Here is a 19,931-nt window from a genome sequence, read left to right on the forward strand (position 1 = left end):
AGTTCCCCGCGCCCCTGTGGGGGCGCTTAAAGGGCTGCCCGCTGGGGCAGACTCTCTCGATTCGTGTTTCTGAGGGGCCTGACGTAGACTGACTCGTCGGCTCTGGTGCACCCGCATGTCTGCATGCGCTCGCCCGGAGTCGATCAAGGTAGTCGATTCGAAGGGCGAAGCGTGGCCAAGAAGCAAGGTGCCATCGAGATCGAGGGCACTGTCGTCGAGTCTCTTCCGAACGCCATGTTCAAGGTCGAGCTCCAGAACGGCCACCAGGTCCTGGCACACATCAGCGGCAAGATGCGCATGCACTACATCCGCATCCTCCCTGACGACCGGGTCGTGGTGGAGCTGTCTCCGTACGACCTGACGCGTGGCCGGATCGTCTACCGCTACAAGTAGATCTTGCCCCGCATCTCGCCCCGGCGAGGTGGTGGCACTGACCCGGAGAACCTCACCTAATGAAGGTCAAGCCGAGCGTCAAGAAGATCTGCGACAAGTGCAGGGTGATCCGCCGTCACGGCCGGGTCATGATCATCTGCGACAACCCGCGCCACAAGCAGCGCCAGGGCTGATCGACAGCGGATCGCACCCTCTGCATCCATCGCAGGGATTCGCGCGACGCGAGCTGAATATGTTCATACGCAGGACCCGGGCGGACGAAGTTCGCCTGACACCCCTGGTTCGGAGGCCGGGGACCCAGTTCGTACCTCATACGGCGGCTGGGAGTCGGTTCTGTGGAAGACCTCCGACAAGTAACTGGAGCCATTGAATGGCACGCGTTTCCGGTGTTGACATCCCGCGCGAAAAGCGCGTGGAGGTCGCCCTCACCTACGTGTTCGGCATCGGCCGGACCCTCGCGCAGCAGACGCTGGCCGCCACCGGCGTCGACCCGAACACCCGCGTTCGCGATCTCTCCGAGGAGCAGCTCGTCGCGATCCGCGAGTTCGTGGACAACAACATCAGGACCGAGGGTGACCTCCGTCGTGAGATCCAGGCCGACATCCGCCGCAAGGTCGAGATCGGCTGCTACCAGGGTCTGCGTCACCGCCGCGGCCTGCCCGTCCGCGGTCAGCGCACCAGCACCAACGCCCGCACCCGCAAGGGCCCGCGTCGCGCCATCGCCGGCAAGAAGAAGCCGGGCAAGAAGTAGTCCGCAGCGGACGCCTGTCCACGGTCTTCGCTGTAGGACCGACCACCTCCCGTAGGAGTTAAGAGATGCCCCCCAAGGGACGTCAGGGCGCTGCCAAGAAGGTGCGCCGCAAGGAAAAGAAGAACGTCGCTCACGGCCACGCGCACATCAAGAGCACGTTCAACAACACGATCGTCTCGATCACGGACCCGTCCGGCAACGTGATCTCCTGGGCCTCCGCCGGCCACGTCGGCTTCAAGGGCTCGCGCAAGTCCACGCCGTTCGCCGCGCAGATGGCCGCCGAGTCGGCTGCCCGCCGCGCCCAGGAGCACGGCATGCGCAAGGTCGACGTCTTCGTCAAGGGCCCGGGCTCCGGTCGTGAGACCGCGATCCGCTCCCTGCAGGCGACCGGCCTCGAGGTCGGCTCCATCCAGGACGTCACGCCGACCCCGCACAACGGCTGCCGTCCGCCCAAGCGCCGTCGCGTCTGATCTTGGACGCAGGCCGCTTGGTCTGAGGTTTTCGGGCGGTATGGCTCTTCGGAGCCATATCGCCCGTACCCTTGTTTCACATCAGGGCGTCAAATAGCGGGCGCCCCTGACAGAAGGATCGCAATATGCTGATCGCTCAGCGTCCCTCGTTGACCGAAGAGGTCGTCGACGAATTCCGCTCCCGGTTCGTGATCGAGCCGCTGGAGCCGGGCTTCGGTTACACCCTCGGCAACTCCCTCCGCCGGACCCTCCTCTCCTCGATCCCGGGTGCGGCGGTCACGTCCATCCGCATCGACGGTGTCCTGCACGAGTTCACCACCGTGCCGGGCGTCAAGGAGGACGTCACCGACCTGATCCTCAACATCAAGCAGCTGGTCGTCTCCTCGGAGCACGACGAGCCGGTCGTGATGTACCTGCGCAAGCAGGGCCCGGGTCTGGTCACCGCCGCCGACATCGCGCCCCCGGCTGGTGTCGAGGTGCACAACCCCGACCTGGTCCTCGCCACGCTCAACGGCAAGGGCAAGCTGGAGATGGAGCTGACGGTCGAGCGCGGCCGCGGTTACGTCTCCGCCGTGCAGAACAAGCAGGTCGGCCAGGAGATCGGCCGGATCCCGGTCGACTCGATCTACTCGCCGGTGCTCAAGGTCACGTACAAGGTCGAGGCCACGCGTGTCGAGCAGCGGACCGACTTCGACAAGCTGATCGTCGACGTCGAGACCAAGCAGGCCATGCGTCCGCGTGACGCCATGGCGTCGGCCGGTAAGACCCTGGTCGAGCTGTTCGGTCTGGCCCGTGAGCTCAACATCGACGCCGAGGGCATCGACATGGGCCCGTCCCCCACGGACGCCGCCCTCGCCGCCGATCTGGCGCTGCCGATCGAGGAGCTCGAGCTCACCGTTCGGTCGTACAACTGCCTCAAGCGTGAGGGCATCCACTCCGTGGGTGAGCTCGTCGCGCGGTCCGAGGCGGACCTGCTCGACATTCGCAACTTCGGTGCGAAGTCGATCGACGAGGTCAAGGCGAAGCTGGCGGGTATGGGCCTGGCGCTCAAGGACTCCCCGCCCGGATTCGACCCGACCGCTGCGGCGGACGCGTTTGGCGCGGACGACGACGCGGACGCGGGCTTCGTGGAGACCGAGCAGTACTGAGAACTCGGGCGATACGGTCCGTACCCGGGTGCGGGTGCGCTGTGCTTGATCGCGCAGTTCCCCGCGCCCCTTCCGGACGACAGCCCCTTCGGGGCCTGTCGTCCGGATCTCTGACAGGCAACCGTCTGCTCAGATACTGACCCCGGTACCTGATACGGCCGGGGCAGACACCTAGGAGAAACACCATGCCGAAGCCCACCAAGGGTGCCCGTATGGGCGGCAGCGCCGCGCACGAGAAGCTGCTCCTCGCGAACCTCGCGAAGGCGCTGTTCGAGCACGGTCGCATCACCACCACCGAGGCGAAGGCCCGCAAGCTGCGGCCGTACGCCGAGCGTCTGGTCACCAAGGCGAAGAAGGGCGACCTTCACAACCGCCGTCAGGTGCTCCAGGTCATCACGGACAAGAGCATCGTCCACACGCTCTTCACCGAGATCGGCCCGCGCTACGAGAACCGTCCGGGTGGCTACACCCGTATCACCAAGATCGGTAACCGCCGTGGCGACAACGCGCCCATGGCTGTCATCGAGCTGGTCGAGGCGCTGACGGTGGCGCAGGAGGCGACCGGCGAGGCCGAGGCCGCGACCAAGCGTGCGGTCAAGGAAGACGCCCTCAAGAAGGACGAGGCCGTCGAGGCCAAGTCCGACGAGGCCGCCGAGGCTTCCGCCGAGGAGTCGAAGGACGCGTAAGCGTTCTGCCGCGGGCCCGTTCCTTTACAGGAGCGGGCCCGCTTTTTTGTGCTCTGAGAGGATCTGTGCGTGAGTGATGAAGCAGCTGCCGGGTTTGTTCGTGTTCGGCTTGATCTGTCGTACGACGGGAGTGAGTTCTCCGGGTGGGCCAAGCAGGCCGGGGGGCGGCGGACCGTGCAGGGGGAGATCGAGGACGCGCTGCGGACCGTGACGCGGTCGCGGGAGACGTACGAGCTGACCGTGGCGGGGCGTACCGATGCCGGGGTGCACGCCCGGGGGCAGGTCGCGCATGTCGATCTGCCGCGTGAGGTCTGGGCCGAGCACCATCAGAAGCTGCTGAAGCGGCTCGCCGGGCGGCTGCCCCGGGACGTGCGGGTCTGGGCCCTCAGGGAGGCGCCCAGTGGCTTCAACGCGCGATTCTCGGCCGTCTGGCGGCGATACGCGTACCGGGTCACCGACAATCCCGGAGGCGTCGACCCGCTGCTGCGCAACCATGTGCTGTGGCACGACTGGCCCCTGGACGTCGACGCCATGAACGAGGCCGCGCGCCGGCTGCTCGGGGAGCACGACTTCGCCGCCTACTGCAAGAAGCGGGAGGGCGCGACGACGATCCGCACGCTCCAGGAGCTGAGTCTCGTGAGGGGCGACGAGGGAATCATCACCGCGACCGTGCGGGCCGACGCCTTCTGCCACAACATGGTGCGCTCGCTCATCGGGGCGCTGCTGTTCGTGGGCGACGGGCACCGGCCGCCGGACTGGCCGGGGAAGGTGCTGGCGGCCGGCGTCCGCGACTCGGCCGTACACGTCGTACGGCCGCACGGGCTGACGCTGGAGGAGGTCGGCTACCCGGCCGACGAGCTGCTGGCGGCGCGCAACAAGGAGGCGCGGAACAAGCGGTCGCTGCCGCCGGCCGGGTGCTGCTGAGGGCTATTCGTTGGCCGCGGCCGATGCCTGGGCCTCGCCGCGGCGGCGGATCTGGTTGAACGTGAACTGCTGGAGGTTGTCGCCCGTGGCGAACACCTCGGTGTCCTTCTCCGTCACGTCCTTGCCGTTGGTGAAGCCGGCGTTGGTGAAGTAGGCGTAGCGGCCGTAGGAGTTGCTGGTCGTGCGGCAGAACCCGGCCTCGCAGAAGGGCTTCACGCCGCCGCCGGAGAGCGACTTCACGAAGCTCTTCTTGTCGGTCTGGGCCTTGGCCTTGACGGCCTGCGCCTCGGTGTCGAAGACCGCCACGCCGACCGTCACCGCGATCCCGTCCTTGGAGTAGGTGACTCGTATCAGGCGGGTGCAGTCGTTCGCCTTGAGGACCTTGGGCAGCGAGCCGCCCGCCGCCGTGCCGCAGCTCCTGGTGTCGGCCGTGGGACCCTTCTTGTAGACCGTCTCGCCCATGGTCAGCTGGGTGCCGGGGAAGAGGGTGTCCGGGCCGAGCGGCGCCTTGTCCTTCTTCGCGCTGGCGACGAAGTCCTTCGGGTCCAGCGGGGGCGGGGCGCTGGTCGGGGCGAACGACGGGCCGGAGGGCGACCCGCTCGGGATGTCCGCCGAGGGCAGGGAGGCCGGGTTGCTCGCCTGGTTGTCGCCGTTGGCCGAGACCACGGCCACGGCCACGGCGGCACCGATCGCGACGGTGGCGACCGCGCCGCCGCCGACCAGCAGCAGCCGCCGTCGTTTGTTACGTGACTCCGACGCCTCGGCGAGCGCGGCCCAGTCCGGAGACTGGCCTCCGCCCCCGCTGTTCCAGGGCTGCTGCGACTGCGGTTTCCAGGGATCCCACTGGGACTGGGGTCCCCCCTGCCCATAGCTCATGTGGCGCATCTTAGACGGGACATGGGGTGTGCTGGTCCGTCCGGATCGGGCTCGTAGCGCTTAGCGTTCCTCCCATGCGGACGGGCAAAGGCGACATCTCCGGGTGGTTGGGGCGACTCGTGAGCCGGAGTCTGTGGGTGGGGTCCGCGCGGGTGCTCGTGGCCGTCGCGCTGCTGGTGTGCGTGCTGTCGTGGCCGTCGGTCGGGCTGCCCGCCGGGCTCGCGGTGCTGCGGGCGTACCGTCGTCCGCGCGGGGGCGGATCCGTGCTGCGGTGGGGCGCCGCGGTGGTCGTCGATGTGCTGCTGTCGTCGGTGCTTCCCTTGGTGCGGCCGGTGCGGCGCCGGACTCTGCGGAGGGCTGTCACGCTCTGTGCGGGCCTGTGCGTCTGCGTGTTCGACCGTCGACGGTGATCCCGCGTTTTGACCCTTGTGGTGAGCCCCGGTATTCTGCTTGTTCGTTGTGTATTGGCTTGCTCATTCTCACGGGACGGGCCCTTACACCGGTCCGCCGGGCCGATGACCAGCGACCAGCACGCGGTTTGCGTCACCGCAGTGCGGTCAAGGCTGTCGTGATCGTTTCGGTGACCTGTTCAGGACCATTCACTCGAAGCGAAGGCTACGAACCGTGCGTACGTACAGCCCCAAGCCCGGCGATGTGACGCGCCAGTGGCACGTCATCGACGCCCAGGACGTTGTCCTGGGTCGTCTCGCCACCACCGCAGCGACCCTCCTCCGGGGCAAGCACAAGCCGATCTACGCCCCCCACGTCGACGCTGGTGACTTCGTCATCATCATCAACGCGGACAAGGTGCACCTGTCCGGCAACAAGCGGACCCAGAAGATGGCGTACCGCCACTCCGGTTACCCGGGTGGTCTGCGTTCCGTCCGTTACGACGAGCTGCTGGACAAGAACCCCGAGAAGGCCGTCGAGAAGGCCGTCAAGGGCATGCTCCCCAAGAACTCCCTGGGCCGTCAGATGCTCTCGAAGCTGAAGGTCTACAAGGGTGACCAGCACCCGCACGGCGCGCAGCAGCCGCAGCCGTACGAGATCACCCAGGTCGCGCAGTAAGTCCGGCCACACCCCCTAAGACTGAACAGAATCTGAGGAGCATCGTGGCCGAGACCACTGCCGAGCAGCCGCTCGAAGAAGTCGACATCGACAGCTACACCACCGAGTCCGAGGTTCCGGTGGAGGGTGAGTACACCTCCGAGTCCCTCGCCTCGCGTTTCGGTGAGCCCCAGCCGGCCGCCGGCCTGGGCCGTCGCAAGAACGCCATCGCCCGTGTCCGGATCGTCCCGGGCACCGGCAAGTGGAAGATCAACGGTCGCACCCTCGAGGACTACTTCCCGAACAAGGTGCACCAGCAGGAAGTCAACGAGCCCTTCAAGGTGCTCGAGCTCGACGACCGCTACGACGTCGTCGCCCGCATCTCCGGTGGCGGTGTCTCCGGTCAGGCCGGTGCGCTCCGTCTCGGTGTCGCCCGTGCGCTGAACGAGGCGGACGTCGACAACAACCGCGGCCCGCTGAAGAAGGCCGGCTTCCTCAAGCGCGACGACCGTGCGGTCGAGCGCAAGAAGGCCGGTCTGAAGAAGGCCCGCAAGGCCCCGCAGTACAGCAAGCGCTAATCGCGTCGCCTGTCCTGGCGACTGGCTTTTGCAACGATCGCCCCGGCGGCACGAATGGTGCCGCCGGGGCGGTTCGTTTACACAACCCCTACCGCCCCCGGACAGTCTCAGGGATGTACTGGGGACGTACCTGGGGATGTGAGCCGCATTCTCACAGCAATTCGGAGGACACCACAGTGGGACGACTCTTCGGCACTGACGGCGTGCGCGGTGTCGCCAACGCGGATCTGACGGCGGAGATGGCCCTGGGCCTCTCCGTGGCCGCGGCGCACGTACTGGCCGAGGCGGGCACCTTTGAGGGGCACCGCCCGACCGCTGTCGTCGGGCGTGACCCGCGCGCGTCCGGGGAGTTCCTGGAAGCCGCCGTGGTCGCGGGCCTCGCCAGCGCCGGTGTGGACGTCCTGCGGGTCGGCGTGCTGCCGACCCCGGCGGTGGCGTACCTGACCGGGGAGCTCGGTGCCGACCTCGGTGTGATGCTCTCCGCGAGCCACAACGCCATGCCCGACAACGGCATCAAGTTCTTCGCCCGCGGCGGCCACAAGCTCGCCGACGAGCTGGAGGACCGGATCGAGTCCGTCTACGAGGAGCACCGCACCGGCGCCCCGTGGGAGCGGCCGACCGGGGCCGGGGTGGGCCGCGTCCGGGAGTACGGGGAGGGCTTCGACCGGTACGTCGAGCATCTGCTGGGTGCCCTGCCCAACCGGATCGACGGGCTGAAGGTCGTCCTCGACGAGGCGCACGGCGCCGCCGCCCGGGTCTCGCCGGAGGTGTTCCAGCGGGCCGGTGCCGAGGTCGTCACGATCGGGGCCGAGCCGGACGGGCTCAACATCAACGACGGGTGCGGCTCCACACACCTGGACAAGATCAAGGCCGCCGTCGTCGAGCACGGGGCGGACCTGGGCATCGCGCACGACGGTGACGCCGACCGGTGCCTCGCCGTGGACCACACGGGTGCGGAGGTGGACGGCGACCAGATCCTGGCCGTGCTCGCGCTGGCGATGCGGGAGCGCTCCGTTCTGCGGTCCGAGACGGTGGTCGCGACGGTGATGTCCAACCTCGGGTTCAAGCTGGCCATGGAGCGTGAGGGCATCCGGCTGGTGCAGACCGCTGTCGGTGACCGGTATGTGCTCGAGGAGATGAAGGAGCACGGGTTCGCCCTCGGGGGCGAGCAGTCCGGGCATGTGATCATCCTCGACCACGCGACGACGGGTGACGGGACGCTGACGGGGCTGCTGCTGGCGGCCCGGGTCGCCGGGAGCGGGCGTTCGTTGCGGGAGCTGGCGTCTGTCATGGAGCGGTTGCCGCAGGTGCTGATCAATGTGCCGGATGTCGACAGGACGCGGGTGCGGACGTCCGCGGAGTTGTCGGCGGCGGTCGCTGACGCGGAGCGGGAGCTCGGGGCTACCGGGCGGGTGCTGCTTCGGCCTTCCGGGACCGAGCCGTTGGTTCGGGTGATGGTGGAGGCGGCTGATATCGAGCAGGCTCGGTCTGTTGCGGGGCGGCTGGCTGATGCCGTGAAGTCCGCGCTGGGGTGAGTGGGCTTTTCGGGTAGGGGGTGGGGGCTGCGGTTGGTTGCGGGCTGACCGTTCGTCGTGGCTTGTCGCGCAGTTCCCCGCGCCCCCTACTGCTACCGGCGTTGTTTCGACCAGAGCCATTTCTGGGTCAGTAGCGTTGCCGTGCCGGCGAGGATGATGCCCAGGAGGTTCAGCAGGAGTTGCTGGGTGGAGCCCCAGGTCTGGGTGGTGTCGCCGTAGCTGAGAGCCACCGCGGCGTTCGCCGCGGCCGGGACCGTGGTCACCGAGATGGCCACGCCTACCAGGGCGCCGGACTTCGCCGAGGTCAGGGAGAGGGTGCCGGCGATGCCGGCCAGGACCGCCACGACGAAGGAGAACCAGTCGGGGGCGTAGATGAAGCCGGTGTTGGGGCGGTCGGCCGAGAGCTGGGCCTTGCTGAACAGGTCGACCGCGTCCATGAAGAGGCTGAAGCCGACCGTGATCGCCATCGCCACGGCGAAGCCCACCAGCAGCGCGGTCAGCGAGCGCAGGGCCAGGCGTGATCTGCGCCGGACGATCGCCGTGCAGAGGCCGGCGAGGGGGCCGAACTCCGGGCCCACCGCCATGGCGCCCACGATCAGGATCGCGTTGTCCAGGACCACACCGCAGGCCGCGATCATCGTGGCCAGCGTGATGAAGGCCAGGTAGGTGACCGAGAGCGTCGACTCCTCGTGCGTGGCGTCGCTCAGGTGCTCCCACAGGACCGCGTCGGCGCCCTCGCCCGGGGCGTCGGCCTCGGCCTTGTCGGCCCGCTCTGACAGGGACAGGTCGATGGTCTCGACGGCGATGGAGCCGCTGGTGTCGATGCCCAGTTCCCGCAGGCCGGTGAGCAGTTCGTCGCCCGCCTCACGGGCCACGTCGCACATGACGACGTCCCCGGCGGGGTTGCGGGCGGTGTCCGGCAGCACGACCAGGTGGGTGGTGCCGACCGTCTTCTCGATCAGCAGCACCACTTCGTCGGTCTTCTCGGACGGCGTGATCAGGCGCAGATGGAGCATGGCGACCATCTAACCGGCCTTTTCCCCGGGCGTCACAGCTTGCGCAGGCTGAGCCTCTGCACCTTGTGGTCGGGGCCCTTGCGCACGACGAGGGTGGCCCGGCCCCGGGTGGGGGCGATGTTCTCGACCAGGTTGGGCCGGTTGATCGTGCGCCACATCGTCTGCGCGTAGTCGAGGGCCTCCTCCTCCGAGACCTGGGTGTACTTGCGGAAGTACGAGGACGGGTTCTGGAAGGCGGTCGCGCGCAGCTTGCGGAAGCGGTTGAGGTACCAGCGCTCGACGTCCTCGACGCGGGCGTCGACATACACGCTGAAGTCGAAGTAGTCGGCGAGACCGACCCGGGTGCGGCCGTCCTTGCCGGGCAGGGCGGGCTGGAGGACGTTCAGGCCCTCGACGATCAGGATGTCGGGGCGGCGGACCGTGAGCTTCTGGTCCGGGACGATGTCGTAGATGAGGTGGGAGTAGACCGGGGCCGTGACCTCGTCCTTGCCGGCCTTGATGTCGGCGACGAAGCGGGTCAGGGCGCGGCGGTCGTAGGACTCCGGGAAGCCCTTCCGTGACATCAGGCCGCGGGCCTGGAGCTCCTTGGTGGGCAGCAGGAAGCCGTCGGTGGTGACCAGCTCGACGCGCGGGTGTTCCGGCCAGCGGGAGAGGAGCGCCTGGAGGAGGCGGGCGACGGTGGACTTGCCGACCGCGACCGAGCCGGCGACTCCTATGACGAACGGGGTGCCGGACTGGGAGCCCTGTTCGCCCAGGAAGGTGTTCAGTGCGCCTCTGAGACCGTCGGTGGCGCCGACGTAGAGGTTGAGGAGTCTGGACAGCGGGAGGTAGATGTCCCGCACCTCGTCGAGGTCGATGACGTCGCCGAGACCGCGCAGCTTCTCGACCTCCTCGGCCGTCAGCGGGAGCGGCGTCTTGTCACGCAGCGCGCTCCACTCGGCTCGGGTGAGGTCGACGTAGGGAGTCGCCTCCGGCCGCTGCCGGTGGGCGCTCCGGGGCATCGAGGAGACCGGAGAGATCACAGTCCATTGTTACGGGCATACGAACGGACGGTGAGGTGGGATCCGTCACGCGGGGCATTCGCCGCTGTTCGCCCTCGTTCGTACGGAGAAAAACTGACACAGGCGGAATGTCAGTGGCGTGCGTCACAGTTGTGGGAGGAGTGGGCCCGGTCCGGGGTCCGCGAACGCCTGGGGGTACCCATGACGTATGCGATAGAGGCGGAAGGCCTGGTCAAACGGTTCAAGGAGACCGAGGCGCTGGCCGGCGTCGACCTGGCGGCCCGCAAGGGCACGGTGCTCGGGCTGCTGGGGCCCAACGGTGCCGGGAAGACGACCGCGGTGCGGATCTTCGCGACACTGCTGCGCCCGGACGGAGGCAGAGCCCGGGTGGCCGGCCATGACGTGGTCCGGGAGGCCGGGGTGGTCCGCTCCCTGGTCGGGCTGACCGGGCAGTACGCGGCGGTGGACGAGAACCTGACCGGCACGGAGAACCTGCTGCTCATCGGCCGGCTGCTGGGTCTGCCGCGGCGGGAGGCGAAGGCGCGGGCGGGTGAGCTGCTGGAGCGGTTCCAGCTGACGCACGCCGCCGGGCGCGCCGCGAAGACCTTCTCGGGCGGCATGCGCCGGCGCCTGGACCTCGCCGCCAGTCTGGTGGGGCGGCCCAGCATCCTCTTCCTGGACGAGCCGACCACCGGGCTTGATCCCCACAGCCGAGGTGAGCTGTGGGATCTGCTGCGCGGCCTGGTCGCGGACGGGGCCACCGCGCTGCTGACCACGCAGTATCTGAACGAGGCCGATGTGCTCGCCGACGACATCGTGGTGATCGACAAGGGCCGGGTGATCGCCGAGGGCACGCCGGACCGGCTGAAGGCGCAGGTCGGCGGGCAGGTGCTGGAGCTGCGGCCGATCGTCGGGCAGGACCTCGCGCGGGCGCACGCGCTGGTGGCCGGAGCCGCCGGGCCGGAGGCCCGGATCGAGGGCGAGATGGTCACCGCCCCGGTGAAGGACCCCGAGCTGATGCCTGCCGTGGTGCGGGCGCTGGACCGGGAGGGGATCGCGGTGGGGGAGCTGGCCCTGCGCCGCTCCTCGCTCGACGAGGTCTTCCTCGCCCTGACCGGACACCGCGCCGAGCCGGGCGAGCCCGAGGAGGACGGCGGTGCCGCCGTCGACGGCGACGGCGAGACCGTCCGTGACGACGACGGGCTGGAGAAGGCGGTGAGCCGGTCATGACCGCCACCACGCTGACCGCGCCGGTCACCACGTCGGGCCGTGTGCCACCCCTCGCCGGGGTACGGCAGACCTTCACGATGGCCTGGCGGAGCCTGGTCGCCGTCAAGCACAACCCGCTCGAACTGGTCGACTACAGCATCACGCCGATCATGTTCGTGTTCCTCTTCACCTATGTGCTGGGCGGGCAGATGGCCGGATCGCCCGACGCGTATCTGAAGTACGCGCTGCCCGGGATCATCGTGCAGAACACCCTGTTCATGACGATGTACACGGCGATGGCGCTCAACACCGACCTCACCAAGGGCGTCTTCGACCGGCTGCGCAGTCTGCCGATCGCGCGGTCCGCGCCGCTGATCGGCCGCATCACCGCCGACCTCGCCAAGCACCTCTGGGCGCTGCTGCTGATGATCGGCCTCGGTCTGGCGCTCGGCTTCCGTATCACCGGCGGATTCGGCGGGTTCCTGCTCGGGACGCTGCTGGTGGTGGTGTTCGCCGCAGCCGTGTCCTGGAGCGCGGTGCTGATCGGGATGCTGGCGGGCGACGCGGAGAAGGTGCAGGCGTTCGCCTTCACGCTCATCTTCCCGATCACCTTCACCAGCAGCGCGTTCGTCGTCGTCGACACCATGCCCGGCTGGCTGCAGGCGTGGAGCGATGTCAACCCGGTCACGCACCTGTCCGACGCGTTCCGGGGGCTGCTGCTGGGCGGGCCGGTGGCGGAGCCGGTGCTCTGGTCGTTGGTGTGGGCCGCGGGGATCGCGCTGGTGTTCTATCCGTTGGCCATGAGGGCTTATCGGGCGAAGGTCTGATCCGAGCCTTCGTACCCCGGTGGGAATTTCCGAATTCGGGCACGCAACGGCCTGTTCGGCACGGGAATCGACCCTAAGCTGCCGCCCATGTGTGGAATCGTGGGATACGTGGGGCCGCAGTCCGCGCTCGAGGTCGTGATGGCCGGGCTGAAGCGGCTGGAGTACCGGGGGTACGACTCGGCGGGTGTCGCCGTGCTGGCCGATGGCGGGCTGGCGGCGGCGAAGAAGGCCGGGAAGCTCCTCAATCTGGAGAAGGAACTGGACGGTCGGCCGCTGCCGACCGGCACGACGGGCATCGGGCACACCCGGTGGGCCACGCACGGCGGTCCGACGGACTCCAACGCCCACCCGCACCTCGACAACGCGGGCCGGGTCGCCGTCGTGCACAACGGCATCATCGAGAACTTCGCCCTGCTGCGGGCCGAGTTGGAGGAGCGGGGCCACGAACTCGGCTCCGAGACGGACACCGAGGTCGTCGCGCACCTGCTCGCCGAGGAGTTCTCGTCGTGCGCGGATCTCGCCGAGGCGATGCGGCTGGTGTGCCGGCGGCTGGAGGGCGCGTTCACGCTGGTCGCGGTGCACGCCGACGAGCCGGACGTGGTCGTGGGCGCACGGCGGAACTCGCCGCTCGTGGTGGGCGTCGGCGAGGGCGAGGCCTTTCTCGCCTCGGACGTCGCCGCGTTCATCGCCCATACACGGTCGGCGATCGAGCTGGGCCAGGACCAGGTGGTGGAGCTGCGCCGGGACGGTGTGACGGTGACCGGCTTCGACGGCCGCCCGGCCGAGGTTCGGTCGTACCACGTCGACTGGGACGCCTCGGCCGCGGAGAAGGGCGGCTACGACTACTTCATGCTCAAGGAGATCGCCGAGCAGCCCAAAGCGGTCGCCGATGCGCTGCTGGGCCGGATCGACGGCTCGGGGTCGCTGACCCTGGACGAGGTGCGGATCCCCCAGACGGTGCTGCGGGAGATCGACAAGGTCGTCATCGTCGCGTGCGGTACGGCCTTCCACGCCGGGATGATCGCCAAGTACGCCATCGAGCACTGGACGCGCATTCCGTGCGAGGTGGAGCTGGCCAGCGAGTTCCGGTACCGGGATCCGATCCTGGACGCGCAGACCCTGGTCATCGCCATCTCGCAGTCCGGCGAGACCATGGACACGCTCATGGCGCTGCGCCACGCCCGTGAGCAGGGCGCCAAGGTCCTGGCGATCTGCAACACCAACGGCTCGACGATCCCGCGCGAGTCCGACGCGGTGCTGTACACGCACGCCGGTCCGGAGGTCGCCGTGGCCTCGACGAAGGCGTTCCTGACGCAGCTCGTGGCGTGCTACCTGGTCGCCCTGTACCTGGGGCAGGTGCGGGGCACCAAGTGGGGCGACGAGATCCGGGCGGTGATCCGGGACCTGTCCTCGATCGCCGGTGCGGTGGAGCAGGTCCTCGGGACGATGGAGCCGGTCCGGGAGCTCGCGCGCACGCTCGCCTCGAAGAACACGGTGCTGTTCCTCGGGCGGCACGTGGGGTATCCGGTGGCGCTCGAGGGCGCGCTGAAGCTCAAGGAACTGGCGTACATGCACGCCGAGGGGTTCGCGGCGGGGGAGTTGAAGCACGGCCCGATCGCCCTGATCGAGGAGGACCTGCCGGTGGTCGTCGTGGTGCCGTCGCCGCGAGGGCGGTCCGTGCTGTACGACAAGATCGTGTCCAACATCCAGGAGATCCGGGCGCGAGGGGCCCGGACGATCGTCATCGCGGAGGAGGGGGACGAGGCCGTGGTGCCGTACGCGGATCACCTGATCCGGGTTCCGGCCACGCCGACCCTGCTGCAGCCGTTGGTGACCGCGGTGCCGCTCCAGGTCTTCGCGTGTGAGCTGGCGACCGCTCGCGGCAACGACGTGGACCAGCCGCGGAACCTGGCGAAGTCGGTGACGGTGGAGTAAGGACGGCGGAGTGAGGAAGGGGGCGAACGGCTGAGTGCCGTTCGCCCCTTCACCGGCCGGTCAGTGGTCAGCCGGTCAGGCGATCAGGAGTGGCCCCACTTGTACTTCAGCGTGTAGTTGGCGCCGTTGGTGAACTTCAGCGTGCCGCTGCCGCTGCTCACGGTGTGCTTGCCGATGACGTCGTCGGGGTCGGGACCGTCCTGCTCGACGAGCTTGATGGTCGCCTTGCTGGTGTGGACGTACCGGTGGATGGAGACCTTGTCGCCCGGGTCGAAGAACTCGGTGAGGATGTTCTTCCCGTTGACCTCGATCCGGAGTTCGTCCTGGTTCCAGTCCTCGGTGTCGTTGCACTTGATGGAGTCCAGGTAGATCCACTTGCCGGAGGCGGCAGAGGTGCTTGCCTGGGCGGTTCCGCCGGTGAGAGAGACGAGTGCCAGAGCGGCGATGCCCGCGGCAGCGGACGTACGAATCCTGCGCGTCATGTGATGCTTCGCTTTCCCCGTGTCGGTGCGGTCAGAGCCCCGTTCGTGCACCACGAAGTCGGCCCAACTCGCCGTGCTGTGGCGGAGTTCGGGTCGTGTGGTCGCACGTCCCTGATCCGGAACCGGACCGTACCAGACTTGCCGTGCCCTTGACTTTCATTTCTGCGAACGAAAATGAAGAGTGGATCATGTGTGTGGTCTGCGGTGATGCCGTGGAGATTTGCGTGCCGATATTCCGTGTGTCGCCGCGTGGAATCGCCGGGAGCGGACCGGCCGAAGGGGGCGGGCGCTGACCGTAGGGTGCTCGGCATGAGCATCATCGGTGTGGGGATCGACGTGGCGGAGATCGACCGGTTCGCGGCGTCGCTGGAGCGGACGCCCGCGATGGCCGGGCGGCTGTTCGTGGAGGGGGAGTTGCTGCTGCCCAGCGGGGAACGGCGTGGGGTCGCCTCGCTCGCCGCGCGGTTTGCCGCCAAGGAGGCGTTGGCCAAGGCGCTCGGGGCTCCGGCCGGGCTGCTCTGGACCGACGCGGAGGTGTATGTGGAGGACAGCGGGCGGCCCCGGCTCCGGGTGAGCGGGAGCGTGGCCGCGCGGGCAGCCGAACTGGGGGTGCGGTCCTGGCATGTGTCGCTCAGTCATGACGCGGGGGTGGCCTCGGCCGTTGTCATCGCGGAGGGGTGACCCGAGGTCCGGAGGTCGGGAGGTCCGGGGGTCCGGAGGCGCGGAGGTCCGGATGCGCGGAGGTCCGGAAGTCCGGAGGCCCGCAAGGTCAGTACATGGCCCACAGCAGCACGACCGTGCCGAAGAAGCCCACCGCGCCCAGTGCCGTGCCGGCCGCCGCCGCCCACAGCCGGCCCATGCCCTTGCGGGCGTAGTGCATGCCCATCGTGCCGAAGGTGATGGCCAGCGCCCCGGCCAGCACCGTCCAGGGGATCAGGAACGCCCAGGTGCCCACGGCCGAGAAGGCGCCGAGGACGAGTGCCGTGGGGCCGAGGGCCGTGGCGGGTGAGTCGGTCGCCGTGGAGGTGGTGGATCCGGCCATGGTCTGGCCTCCCCTTTTTTGAACGAGTTCAAATCGTGCGTCGATCATAGTCCAGGAGGGCACGGCATGACCACGGTCGAAGGCGTCGACATCCGGGGTGGGCAGCACTGCGAGACGACCGCTCTCGGGGTGTTGCTGAGGCACCAAGGGCTCGACCTGTCCGAGCCCATGCTCTTCGGGCTCGGCTCCGGTCTGTCCTTCGTCTACTGGGACAGCAAGAACATGGCCTTCCCGTTCCTCGGAGGGCGGGTCAAGCCCTTCGAGCTCACCAGGAACCTGGCCGACAGGCTCGGGCTGGAGCTCGAGGTGCAGGAGACCGGATCCGCCCGCAGGGGATGGGAGAACGTCGCGGCGGCCATCGACTCCGGTCGCCCCGTCGGGCTGCAACTCGACAGCTACCACCTGGACTACTTCACCTCGAAGGTGCACTTCGGGGGCCATGTCGTCGCCCTGTACGGATACGACGAGCAGAACGCCCACCTCGTCGACACCGAGCAGCAGGGCGGCGGCGTGTCCACCGGCCTGGACGGCCTCGCCCGGGCCAGGGCCGCACGCGGGCCGATGACCGCCAGGCACCGGTCCTTCACGCTCAACCTCCCGGGGGAGCCGCCCGCCCCGCGGGACCGGATCGTTCCGGCCATCACCGCCTGCGCGGACGCCTTTCTCGACCCGCCCATCGCCAACCTCGGCCACCGGGGCATCGAGAAGGCCGGGAAGCTCGTGCCCGGCTGGCTCCGGCGCACCGAGGCCCCGGGGCGGGACCTGCCGCAGGCTGCCCTCCTGATGGAGAAGGCCGGTACCGGCGGTGCCCTGTTCCGCAACCTGTACCGCGACTTCCTCGGGGAATGCGCCGAGTGGCTCGACAGCGCGCAGCTGCGGACCGGGCACAGGCTGTACTCCGAGGCGGCCGGCTTGTGGACGGGCGTCGCGGCACTGGTCGCGGAAGCCGGTGAGTCGGGTGACGGGCAGTGCCTCGTGCGGGCGGGTGCCGTCCTCGGCGACATCGCGCGCATCGAACGCGAGGCCATGCGGGCGCTCCGCCGGCTGCGCGACGAAGCCCCCGCCGGGTGAGGGCGGGGGCTTCTCGGGCGGGCAGGGGGGTTTGGAGGCCTGTGCCGTTCAGCAGATCGACTGGCTGGTGTTCACCCGTGTGATGTTGCGGAACGTCGTGTTCTCGCCGCACGGGCTTTCCCTGATGGCCGAGTTGGTGACCGTCAGGTTCTGGACGGTGATGTCCTTGTTGTTCGGGAACTCCGAGCGGGCGGCCAGGCGCAGTTCGCCGCCGCCCGTGATCGTGCCGCTCTGGGCCGCCAGACTGACGTTGTAGCAGTTCTCGATCAGGACCGAGTTGTTGCCGGTGCTGGAGAGCGTCACCTTGTTGATCGTCGCCCCGCCGCTCTCCGAGACGCAGAACACACCGCGTCCGCCGCCGCGTGCGATGACCTCGCCGACGCGGATGTTGGTGGGGTAGCCGCTGCCGACCCGGCCGTTGCGGTTGGCCATGCGGAAGGCGGCGTAGCCGGTGCCGGTGCCGGCGTTCTCCGCGTCGACCTTGGTGACGTCGGCGTTGATGGTCTGGTTGAGCAGCAGGCCGGACTCGCCCACGTTGCGGGCGGTGACCGTGCCGATGGTGAGGCCGTCGACGCCGTAGGTCTCGACGGCGTGGCTGGACGCGCCGGAGACGTAGACGTTGTCGATGCGGACGTTGCGCGTCCACTGGCTGGTGTCGCCGCGGTTGTCGATGCGGACGCCCAGGCCGCGGGAGAGGCGCATGTCGATCTGGCCGAGCATCACGTTCTGGACGTTGCGCAGGAAGATGCCGTAGAGCGGGGTGCCGGTGAGCTTGAGGTTCTGCACCTCGATGTCGCGCGTGCCGCGGGAGTAGACCGGGGCCTGGTCGCCCGAGCCGCTGCCGGTGACGTTGATGGTGCCGCAGACGTCGAGGACGGTGTAGCTCGGGAGGGAGACGCGGGAGCCCGCCGGGATCGAACCCGAGCCGCGGACCACGACCCGCTCCTTCGAAGTGCGGCCCGCAGTGAGGCTGTTGACGGCCGCCTGGACCGCCGCGCGCATGTCGGTGCCGGTGTAGACCGTGCTGCTGCCGCGCCGGGCGGTCCAGTTGCTGCCGTTCTGCACGGCCTCGGCCTGGTAGGAGCCGTCTCCGCAGGCCAGTGCGCGTGTGGGGGTGGCGGTGGCGGGGGTGGTCAGGGTGCCGGCGGCGGTGAGGAGGGCGGTGGCACCGGCGGCGGCCAGTAATGCGGCTCTGCGTCCCATGGGGGCCTCGGTTTCGTCGGACAGTGGGGGGTGCGCAAGCGCTTTCTGCGCGGCCGGGAGTCTCGCAAAGGGACGGCAAAGCGTCAATGGATGCGACACGGTCCGGAGTTGCGCGAGATACGTGTGAGTGGTCCGGCGGTCGTACGGGAAACTCGACCGCATGCGGAGTGCGTACAGCGTGGAGACGGTCAGGACCGCCGAACGGGAGCTGATGGCGCGGCTGCCGGAGGGGGCGCTGATGCAACGCGCCGCCGCCGGACTCGCCGCCGCCTGCGCCGATCTGCTCGGGCGGGTGTACGGCAGCCGCGTCGTGCTGCTGGTCGGGAGCGGTGACAACGGCGGTGACGCGTTGTACGCCGGGGCCCGGCTGGCCCGGCGCGGGGCGGGGGTCACCGCCGTGCTGCTCGCGCCGGAGCGTGCGCACGCGGCGGGGCTCGCGGCGTTGCGGCGGGCCGGGGGGCGTGCGGTGGATGCCGGTGGGGCCGTGGGTGGCGGTGGCGGTTCCGTCGAGGAGTTGATCGAGCGGGCGGATCTCGTCCTCGACGGCATCGTCGGGATCGGCGGGAAGGGCGGGCTGCGGCCGGACGCCGTGCCGCTGGCCGCCGCCGCCGGGCGGGCGCGGGGCGCCGTGGTCGCCGTCGATCTGCCGAGCGGGGTCGACGTCGACACCGGGCAGGTGCGCGGCGTCGCGGTCCGGGCCGATGTGACGGTGACGTTCGGGACGCACAAGCCGGGCCTGCTGATCGATCCGGCGCGGGAGTACGCAGGTTCGGTGCGGCTGGTCGACATCGGCCTCGAGCTGCCGGTCGAGCCGGAGCTGGAGGCGTTGCAGCACGCGGACGTGGCGCGGCTGCTGCCGGTGCCCCGGGCCGAGAGCGACAAGTACCGGCGGGGTGTCGTCGGCATCGCCGCCGGGTCCGCGCGCTACCCCGGTGCCGCCGTACTCGCCGTCTCGGGGGCCTTGCGGGGCGGGGCCGGGGCCGTGCGCTACGTCGGGCCGGCCGGGGACGCCGTCATCGCACGGTTTCCCGAGACGCTCGTGTCGGACCGGGGGCCGAAGCACGCCGGGCGGGTGCAGGCGTGGGTCGTCGGGCCGGGGGCCGGGGACGACGCGGCGACGGTGGGGGAGGTGCTGGCGGCGGACGTGCCGGTGCTGATCGACGCGGACGGGTTGCGGCTGGCCGACGCGGAGGCCGTACGGGCGCGGAGGGCGCCGACGCTGATGACGCCGCATGCCGGGGAGGCGGCGGCGCTGCTCGGGGTGGAGCGGGGGGAGGTCGAGGGGGCTCGGCTGGCGGCGGTGCGGGAGCTGGCGGGGCGGTACGGGGCGACCGTGCTGCTGAAGGGGTCCACGACGCTGGTCGCCGACTCGGGGGGCGGGGCGGTGCGGGTGAATCCGACGGGGACGTCCTGGCTGGCCACGGCGGGGAGCGGGGACGTGTTGTCGGGGCTGGCGGGGTCGTTGCTGGCGGCGGGGCTGTGCGCGGTGGACGCCGGGAGTGTGGGGGCGTATGTGCATGGGCTTGCCGGGAGGCTGGCGGCTGATGGGGCGCCGGTGGGGGCGCATGATGTGGCGGACGCGGTTCCGGTGGCGTGGCGGAATGTCCTCGGGTGAGTGACGTGGGGGTTGCTGTGGGGGTGGGTCGCCCCCTCCGCCCCTTCCCGTCCCGAGTTCGGGGGCTGCCGCCCCCGAGCCCCCGCTTCGGCCTGGACGGCCTCGTCCTCAAGCGCCGGACG

Annotated in this window: 23 protein-coding genes; 17 read left to right on the forward strand and 6 right to left on the reverse strand. The window is 69.5% G+C overall.

Translation table 11 applies throughout. The features are described from left to right. Window positions 1-171 precede the first annotated feature (171 nt). From infA to truA, 7 genes are all read left to right on the forward strand, one after another. Window positions 172-393 (forward strand): translation initiation factor IF-1, encoded by a 222-nt coding sequence (gene infA / locus AC07DF_RS01605; protein ID WP_003948620.1) that lies wholly within the window; start codon window positions 172-174, stop codon window positions 391-393. Between the two features lie 59 nt (window positions 394-452). Continuing rightward, complete coding sequence (rpmJ, locus tag AC07DF_RS01610) at window positions 453-566, forward strand: 50S ribosomal protein L36 (protein ID WP_003948619.1); 114 nt, start codon at window positions 453-455, stop codon at window positions 564-566. 197 nt (window positions 567-763) lie between these two features. Then, entirely contained in the window at window positions 764-1,144 is a 381-nt protein-coding gene (gene rpsM / locus AC07DF_RS01615) for a 30S ribosomal protein S13 (RefSeq protein ID WP_189728755.1), read from the forward strand. A 65-nt stretch (window positions 1,145-1,209) separates the two neighbouring features. After that, on the forward strand, window positions 1,210-1,614 hold the full coding sequence (gene rpsK / locus AC07DF_RS01620) for a 30S ribosomal protein S11 (protein WP_003956432.1): 405 nt from the start codon (window positions 1,210-1,212) through the stop codon (window positions 1,612-1,614). 125 nt (window positions 1,615-1,739) lie between these two features. Continuing rightward, window positions 1,740-2,762, forward strand: coding sequence for a DNA-directed RNA polymerase subunit alpha (locus tag AC07DF_RS01625; protein WP_003966937.1), 1,023 nt, complete (start codon window positions 1,740-1,742; stop codon window positions 2,760-2,762). Between the two features lie 185 nt (window positions 2,763-2,947). After that, window positions 2,948-3,448: a 50S ribosomal protein L17 gene (gene rplQ, locus AC07DF_RS01630; protein ID WP_478965910.1), complete on the forward strand. Its 501-nt coding sequence runs from the start codon at window positions 2,948-2,950 to the stop codon at window positions 3,446-3,448. A 69-nt stretch (window positions 3,449-3,517) separates the two neighbouring features. Continuing rightward, window positions 3,518-4,372 carry a tRNA pseudouridine(38-40) synthase TruA gene (gene truA, locus AC07DF_RS01635; protein WP_478965912.1) on the forward strand — a complete coding sequence of 285 codons (855 nt, stop codon included), beginning with the start codon at window positions 3,518-3,520 and terminating at the stop codon, window positions 4,370-4,372. Between the two features lie 3 nt (window positions 4,373-4,375). Here truA and AC07DF_RS01640 read toward each other — a convergent pair whose 3' ends face one another. Further along, window positions 4,376-5,248: a hypothetical protein gene (locus AC07DF_RS01640; protein ID WP_478965914.1), complete on the reverse strand. Its 873-nt coding sequence runs from the start codon at window positions 5,246-5,248 to the stop codon at window positions 4,376-4,378. 74 nt (window positions 5,249-5,322) lie between these two features. Here AC07DF_RS01640 and AC07DF_RS01645 point away from each other — a divergent pair, with 74 nt between their 5' ends. From AC07DF_RS01645 to glmM, 4 genes are all read left to right on the forward strand, one after another. Beyond that, entirely contained in the window at window positions 5,323-5,658 is a 336-nt protein-coding gene (locus AC07DF_RS01645; RefSeq protein WP_478965916.1) for a hypothetical protein, read from the forward strand. Between the two features lie 214 nt (window positions 5,659-5,872). Beyond that, a complete protein-coding gene (gene rplM / locus AC07DF_RS01650) occupies window positions 5,873-6,316 on the forward strand; it encodes a 50S ribosomal protein L13 (RefSeq protein WP_003992380.1) in 444 nt (147 codons plus the stop codon). A 44-nt stretch (window positions 6,317-6,360) separates the two neighbouring features. After that, on the forward strand, window positions 6,361-6,873 hold the full coding sequence (gene rpsI / locus AC07DF_RS01655) for a 30S ribosomal protein S9 (protein ID WP_184591418.1): 513 nt from the start codon (window positions 6,361-6,363) through the stop codon (window positions 6,871-6,873). Window positions 6,874-7,049: 176 nt separating this feature from the next. Next, complete coding sequence (glmM, locus tag AC07DF_RS01660) at window positions 7,050-8,408, forward strand: phosphoglucosamine mutase (protein ID WP_478965919.1); 1,359 nt, start codon at window positions 7,050-7,052, stop codon at window positions 8,406-8,408. Window positions 8,409-8,500: 92 nt separating this feature from the next. Here the strand turns inward: glmM and AC07DF_RS01665 are convergent, their stop codons facing one another. Next, the gene (locus AC07DF_RS01665; protein ID WP_478965921.1) at window positions 8,501-9,424 is read right to left on the reverse strand and encodes a DUF389 domain-containing protein; all 924 of its coding nucleotides are present in this window, start codon (window positions 9,422-9,424) and stop codon (window positions 8,501-8,503) included. A 32-nt stretch (window positions 9,425-9,456) separates the two neighbouring features. Next, window positions 9,457-10,425, reverse strand: coding sequence for a type I pantothenate kinase (gene coaA, locus AC07DF_RS01670; RefSeq protein ID WP_359887783.1), 969 nt, complete (start codon window positions 10,423-10,425; stop codon window positions 9,457-9,459). A 201-nt stretch (window positions 10,426-10,626) separates the two neighbouring features. On the opposite strand from coaA, the gene AC07DF_RS01675 reads away from it, so the two are divergent. The 3 genes from AC07DF_RS01675 (at window position 10,627) to glmS (ending at window position 14,396) form a co-directional block, all read left to right on the forward strand. Then, window positions 10,627-11,655, forward strand: coding sequence for an ATP-binding cassette domain-containing protein (locus tag AC07DF_RS01675; RefSeq protein ID WP_478965923.1), 1,029 nt, complete (start codon window positions 10,627-10,629; stop codon window positions 11,653-11,655). Beyond that, the gene (locus AC07DF_RS01680; protein WP_478965925.1) at window positions 11,652-12,461 is read left to right on the forward strand and encodes an ABC transporter permease; all 810 of its coding nucleotides are present in this window, start codon (window positions 11,652-11,654) and stop codon (window positions 12,459-12,461) included. Before AC07DF_RS01675 ends, AC07DF_RS01680 begins: the two co-directional genes overlap by 4 nt. Window positions 12,462-12,548: 87 nt before the next feature. Next, window positions 12,549-14,396: a glutamine--fructose-6-phosphate transaminase (isomerizing) gene (gene glmS, locus AC07DF_RS01685; RefSeq protein ID WP_478965927.1), complete on the forward strand. Its 1,848-nt coding sequence runs from the start codon at window positions 12,549-12,551 to the stop codon at window positions 14,394-14,396. An 83-nt stretch (window positions 14,397-14,479) separates the two neighbouring features. Here glmS and AC07DF_RS01690 read toward each other — a convergent pair whose 3' ends face one another. Continuing rightward, window positions 14,480-14,878 carry a hypothetical protein gene (locus tag AC07DF_RS01690; protein WP_478965929.1) on the reverse strand — a complete coding sequence of 133 codons (399 nt, stop codon included), beginning with the start codon at window positions 14,876-14,878 and terminating at the stop codon, window positions 14,480-14,482. 309 nt (window positions 14,879-15,187) lie between these two features. Between AC07DF_RS01690 and AC07DF_RS01695 the strand changes: the two genes are divergently transcribed. Beyond that, on the forward strand, window positions 15,188-15,559 hold the full coding sequence (locus AC07DF_RS01695; RefSeq protein WP_382489395.1) for a holo-ACP synthase: 372 nt from the start codon (window positions 15,188-15,190) through the stop codon (window positions 15,557-15,559). 88 nt (window positions 15,560-15,647) lie between these two features. Here AC07DF_RS01695 and AC07DF_RS01700 read toward each other — a convergent pair whose 3' ends face one another. After that, complete coding sequence (locus tag AC07DF_RS01700; protein ID WP_478965932.1) at window positions 15,648-15,920, reverse strand: hypothetical protein; 273 nt, start codon at window positions 15,918-15,920, stop codon at window positions 15,648-15,650. A 66-nt stretch (window positions 15,921-15,986) separates the two neighbouring features. Here AC07DF_RS01700 and AC07DF_RS01705 point away from each other — a divergent pair, with 66 nt between their 5' ends. Then, window positions 15,987-16,991 carry a BtrH N-terminal domain-containing protein gene (locus tag AC07DF_RS01705; RefSeq protein ID WP_478965934.1) on the forward strand — a complete coding sequence of 335 codons (1,005 nt, stop codon included), beginning with the start codon at window positions 15,987-15,989 and terminating at the stop codon, window positions 16,989-16,991. A gap of 48 nt (window positions 16,992-17,039) precedes the next feature. Here the strand turns inward: AC07DF_RS01705 and AC07DF_RS01710 are convergent, their stop codons facing one another. Beyond that, a complete protein-coding gene (locus tag AC07DF_RS01710; RefSeq protein WP_478965937.1) occupies window positions 17,040-18,194 on the reverse strand; it encodes a hypothetical protein in 1,155 nt (384 codons plus the stop codon). A 160-nt stretch (window positions 18,195-18,354) separates the two neighbouring features. On the opposite strand from AC07DF_RS01710, the gene AC07DF_RS01715 reads away from it, so the two are divergent. Further along, on the forward strand, window positions 18,355-19,809 hold the full coding sequence (locus AC07DF_RS01715) for an NAD(P)H-hydrate dehydratase (protein WP_478965939.1): 1,455 nt from the start codon (window positions 18,355-18,357) through the stop codon (window positions 19,807-19,809). The last annotated feature ends 122 nt before the right edge of the window (window positions 19,810-19,931 follow it).

The organism is Streptomyces sp. NPDC044719, from assembly GCF_056433405.1.

What these genes read in the sequence shown, in the direction of transcription:
- rpmJ (WP_003948619.1), top strand. Translation starts at nt 453, where the DNA reads ATGAAGGTCAAGCCGAGCGTCAAGAAGATCTGCGACAAGTGCAGGGTG.
- rpsM (WP_189728755.1), top strand. Translation starts at nt 764, where the DNA reads ATGGCACGCGTTTCCGGTGTTGACATCCCGCGCGAAAAGCGCGTGGAG.
- rpsK (WP_003956432.1), top strand. Translation starts at nt 1,210, where the DNA reads ATGCCCCCCAAGGGACGTCAGGGCGCTGCCAAGAAGGTGCGCCGCAAG.
- AC07DF_RS01625 (WP_003966937.1), top strand. Translation starts at nt 1,740, where the DNA reads ATGCTGATCGCTCAGCGTCCCTCGTTGACCGAAGAGGTCGTCGACGAA.
- rplQ (WP_478965910.1), top strand. Translation starts at nt 2,948, where the DNA reads ATGCCGAAGCCCACCAAGGGTGCCCGTATGGGCGGCAGCGCCGCGCAC.
- AC07DF_RS01640 (WP_478965914.1), bottom strand. Translation starts at nt 5,248, where the DNA reads ATGAGCTATGGGCAGGGGGGACCCCAGTCCCAGTGGGATCCCTGGAAA.
- AC07DF_RS01645 (WP_478965916.1), top strand. Translation starts at nt 5,323, where the DNA reads ATGCGGACGGGCAAAGGCGACATCTCCGGGTGGTTGGGGCGACTCGTG.
- AC07DF_RS01665 (WP_478965921.1), bottom strand. Translation starts at nt 9,424, where the DNA reads ATGCTCCATCTGCGCCTGATCACGCCGTCCGAGAAGACCGACGAAGTG.
- coaA (WP_359887783.1), bottom strand. Translation starts at nt 10,425, where the DNA reads ATGCCCCGGAGCGCCCACCGGCAGCGGCCGGAGGCGACTCCCTACGTC.
- AC07DF_RS01675 (WP_478965923.1), top strand. Translation starts at nt 10,627, where the DNA reads ATGACGTATGCGATAGAGGCGGAAGGCCTGGTCAAACGGTTCAAGGAG.
- AC07DF_RS01680 (WP_478965925.1), top strand. Translation starts at nt 11,652, where the DNA reads ATGACCGCCACCACGCTGACCGCGCCGGTCACCACGTCGGGCCGTGTG.
- glmS (WP_478965927.1), top strand. Translation starts at nt 12,549, where the DNA reads ATGTGTGGAATCGTGGGATACGTGGGGCCGCAGTCCGCGCTCGAGGTC.
- AC07DF_RS01690 (WP_478965929.1), bottom strand. Translation starts at nt 14,878, where the DNA reads ATGACGCGCAGGATTCGTACGTCCGCTGCCGCGGGCATCGCCGCTCTG.
- AC07DF_RS01695 (WP_382489395.1), top strand. Translation starts at nt 15,188, where the DNA reads ATGAGCATCATCGGTGTGGGGATCGACGTGGCGGAGATCGACCGGTTC.
- AC07DF_RS01700 (WP_478965932.1), bottom strand. Translation starts at nt 15,920, where the DNA reads ATGGCCGGATCCACCACCTCCACGGCGACCGACTCACCCGCCACGGCC.
- AC07DF_RS01705 (WP_478965934.1), top strand. Translation starts at nt 15,987, where the DNA reads ATGACCACGGTCGAAGGCGTCGACATCCGGGGTGGGCAGCACTGCGAG.
- AC07DF_RS01710 (WP_478965937.1), bottom strand. Translation starts at nt 18,194, where the DNA reads ATGGGACGCAGAGCCGCATTACTGGCCGCCGCCGGTGCCACCGCCCTC.
- AC07DF_RS01715 (WP_478965939.1), top strand. Translation starts at nt 18,355, where the DNA reads ATGCGGAGTGCGTACAGCGTGGAGACGGTCAGGACCGCCGAACGGGAG.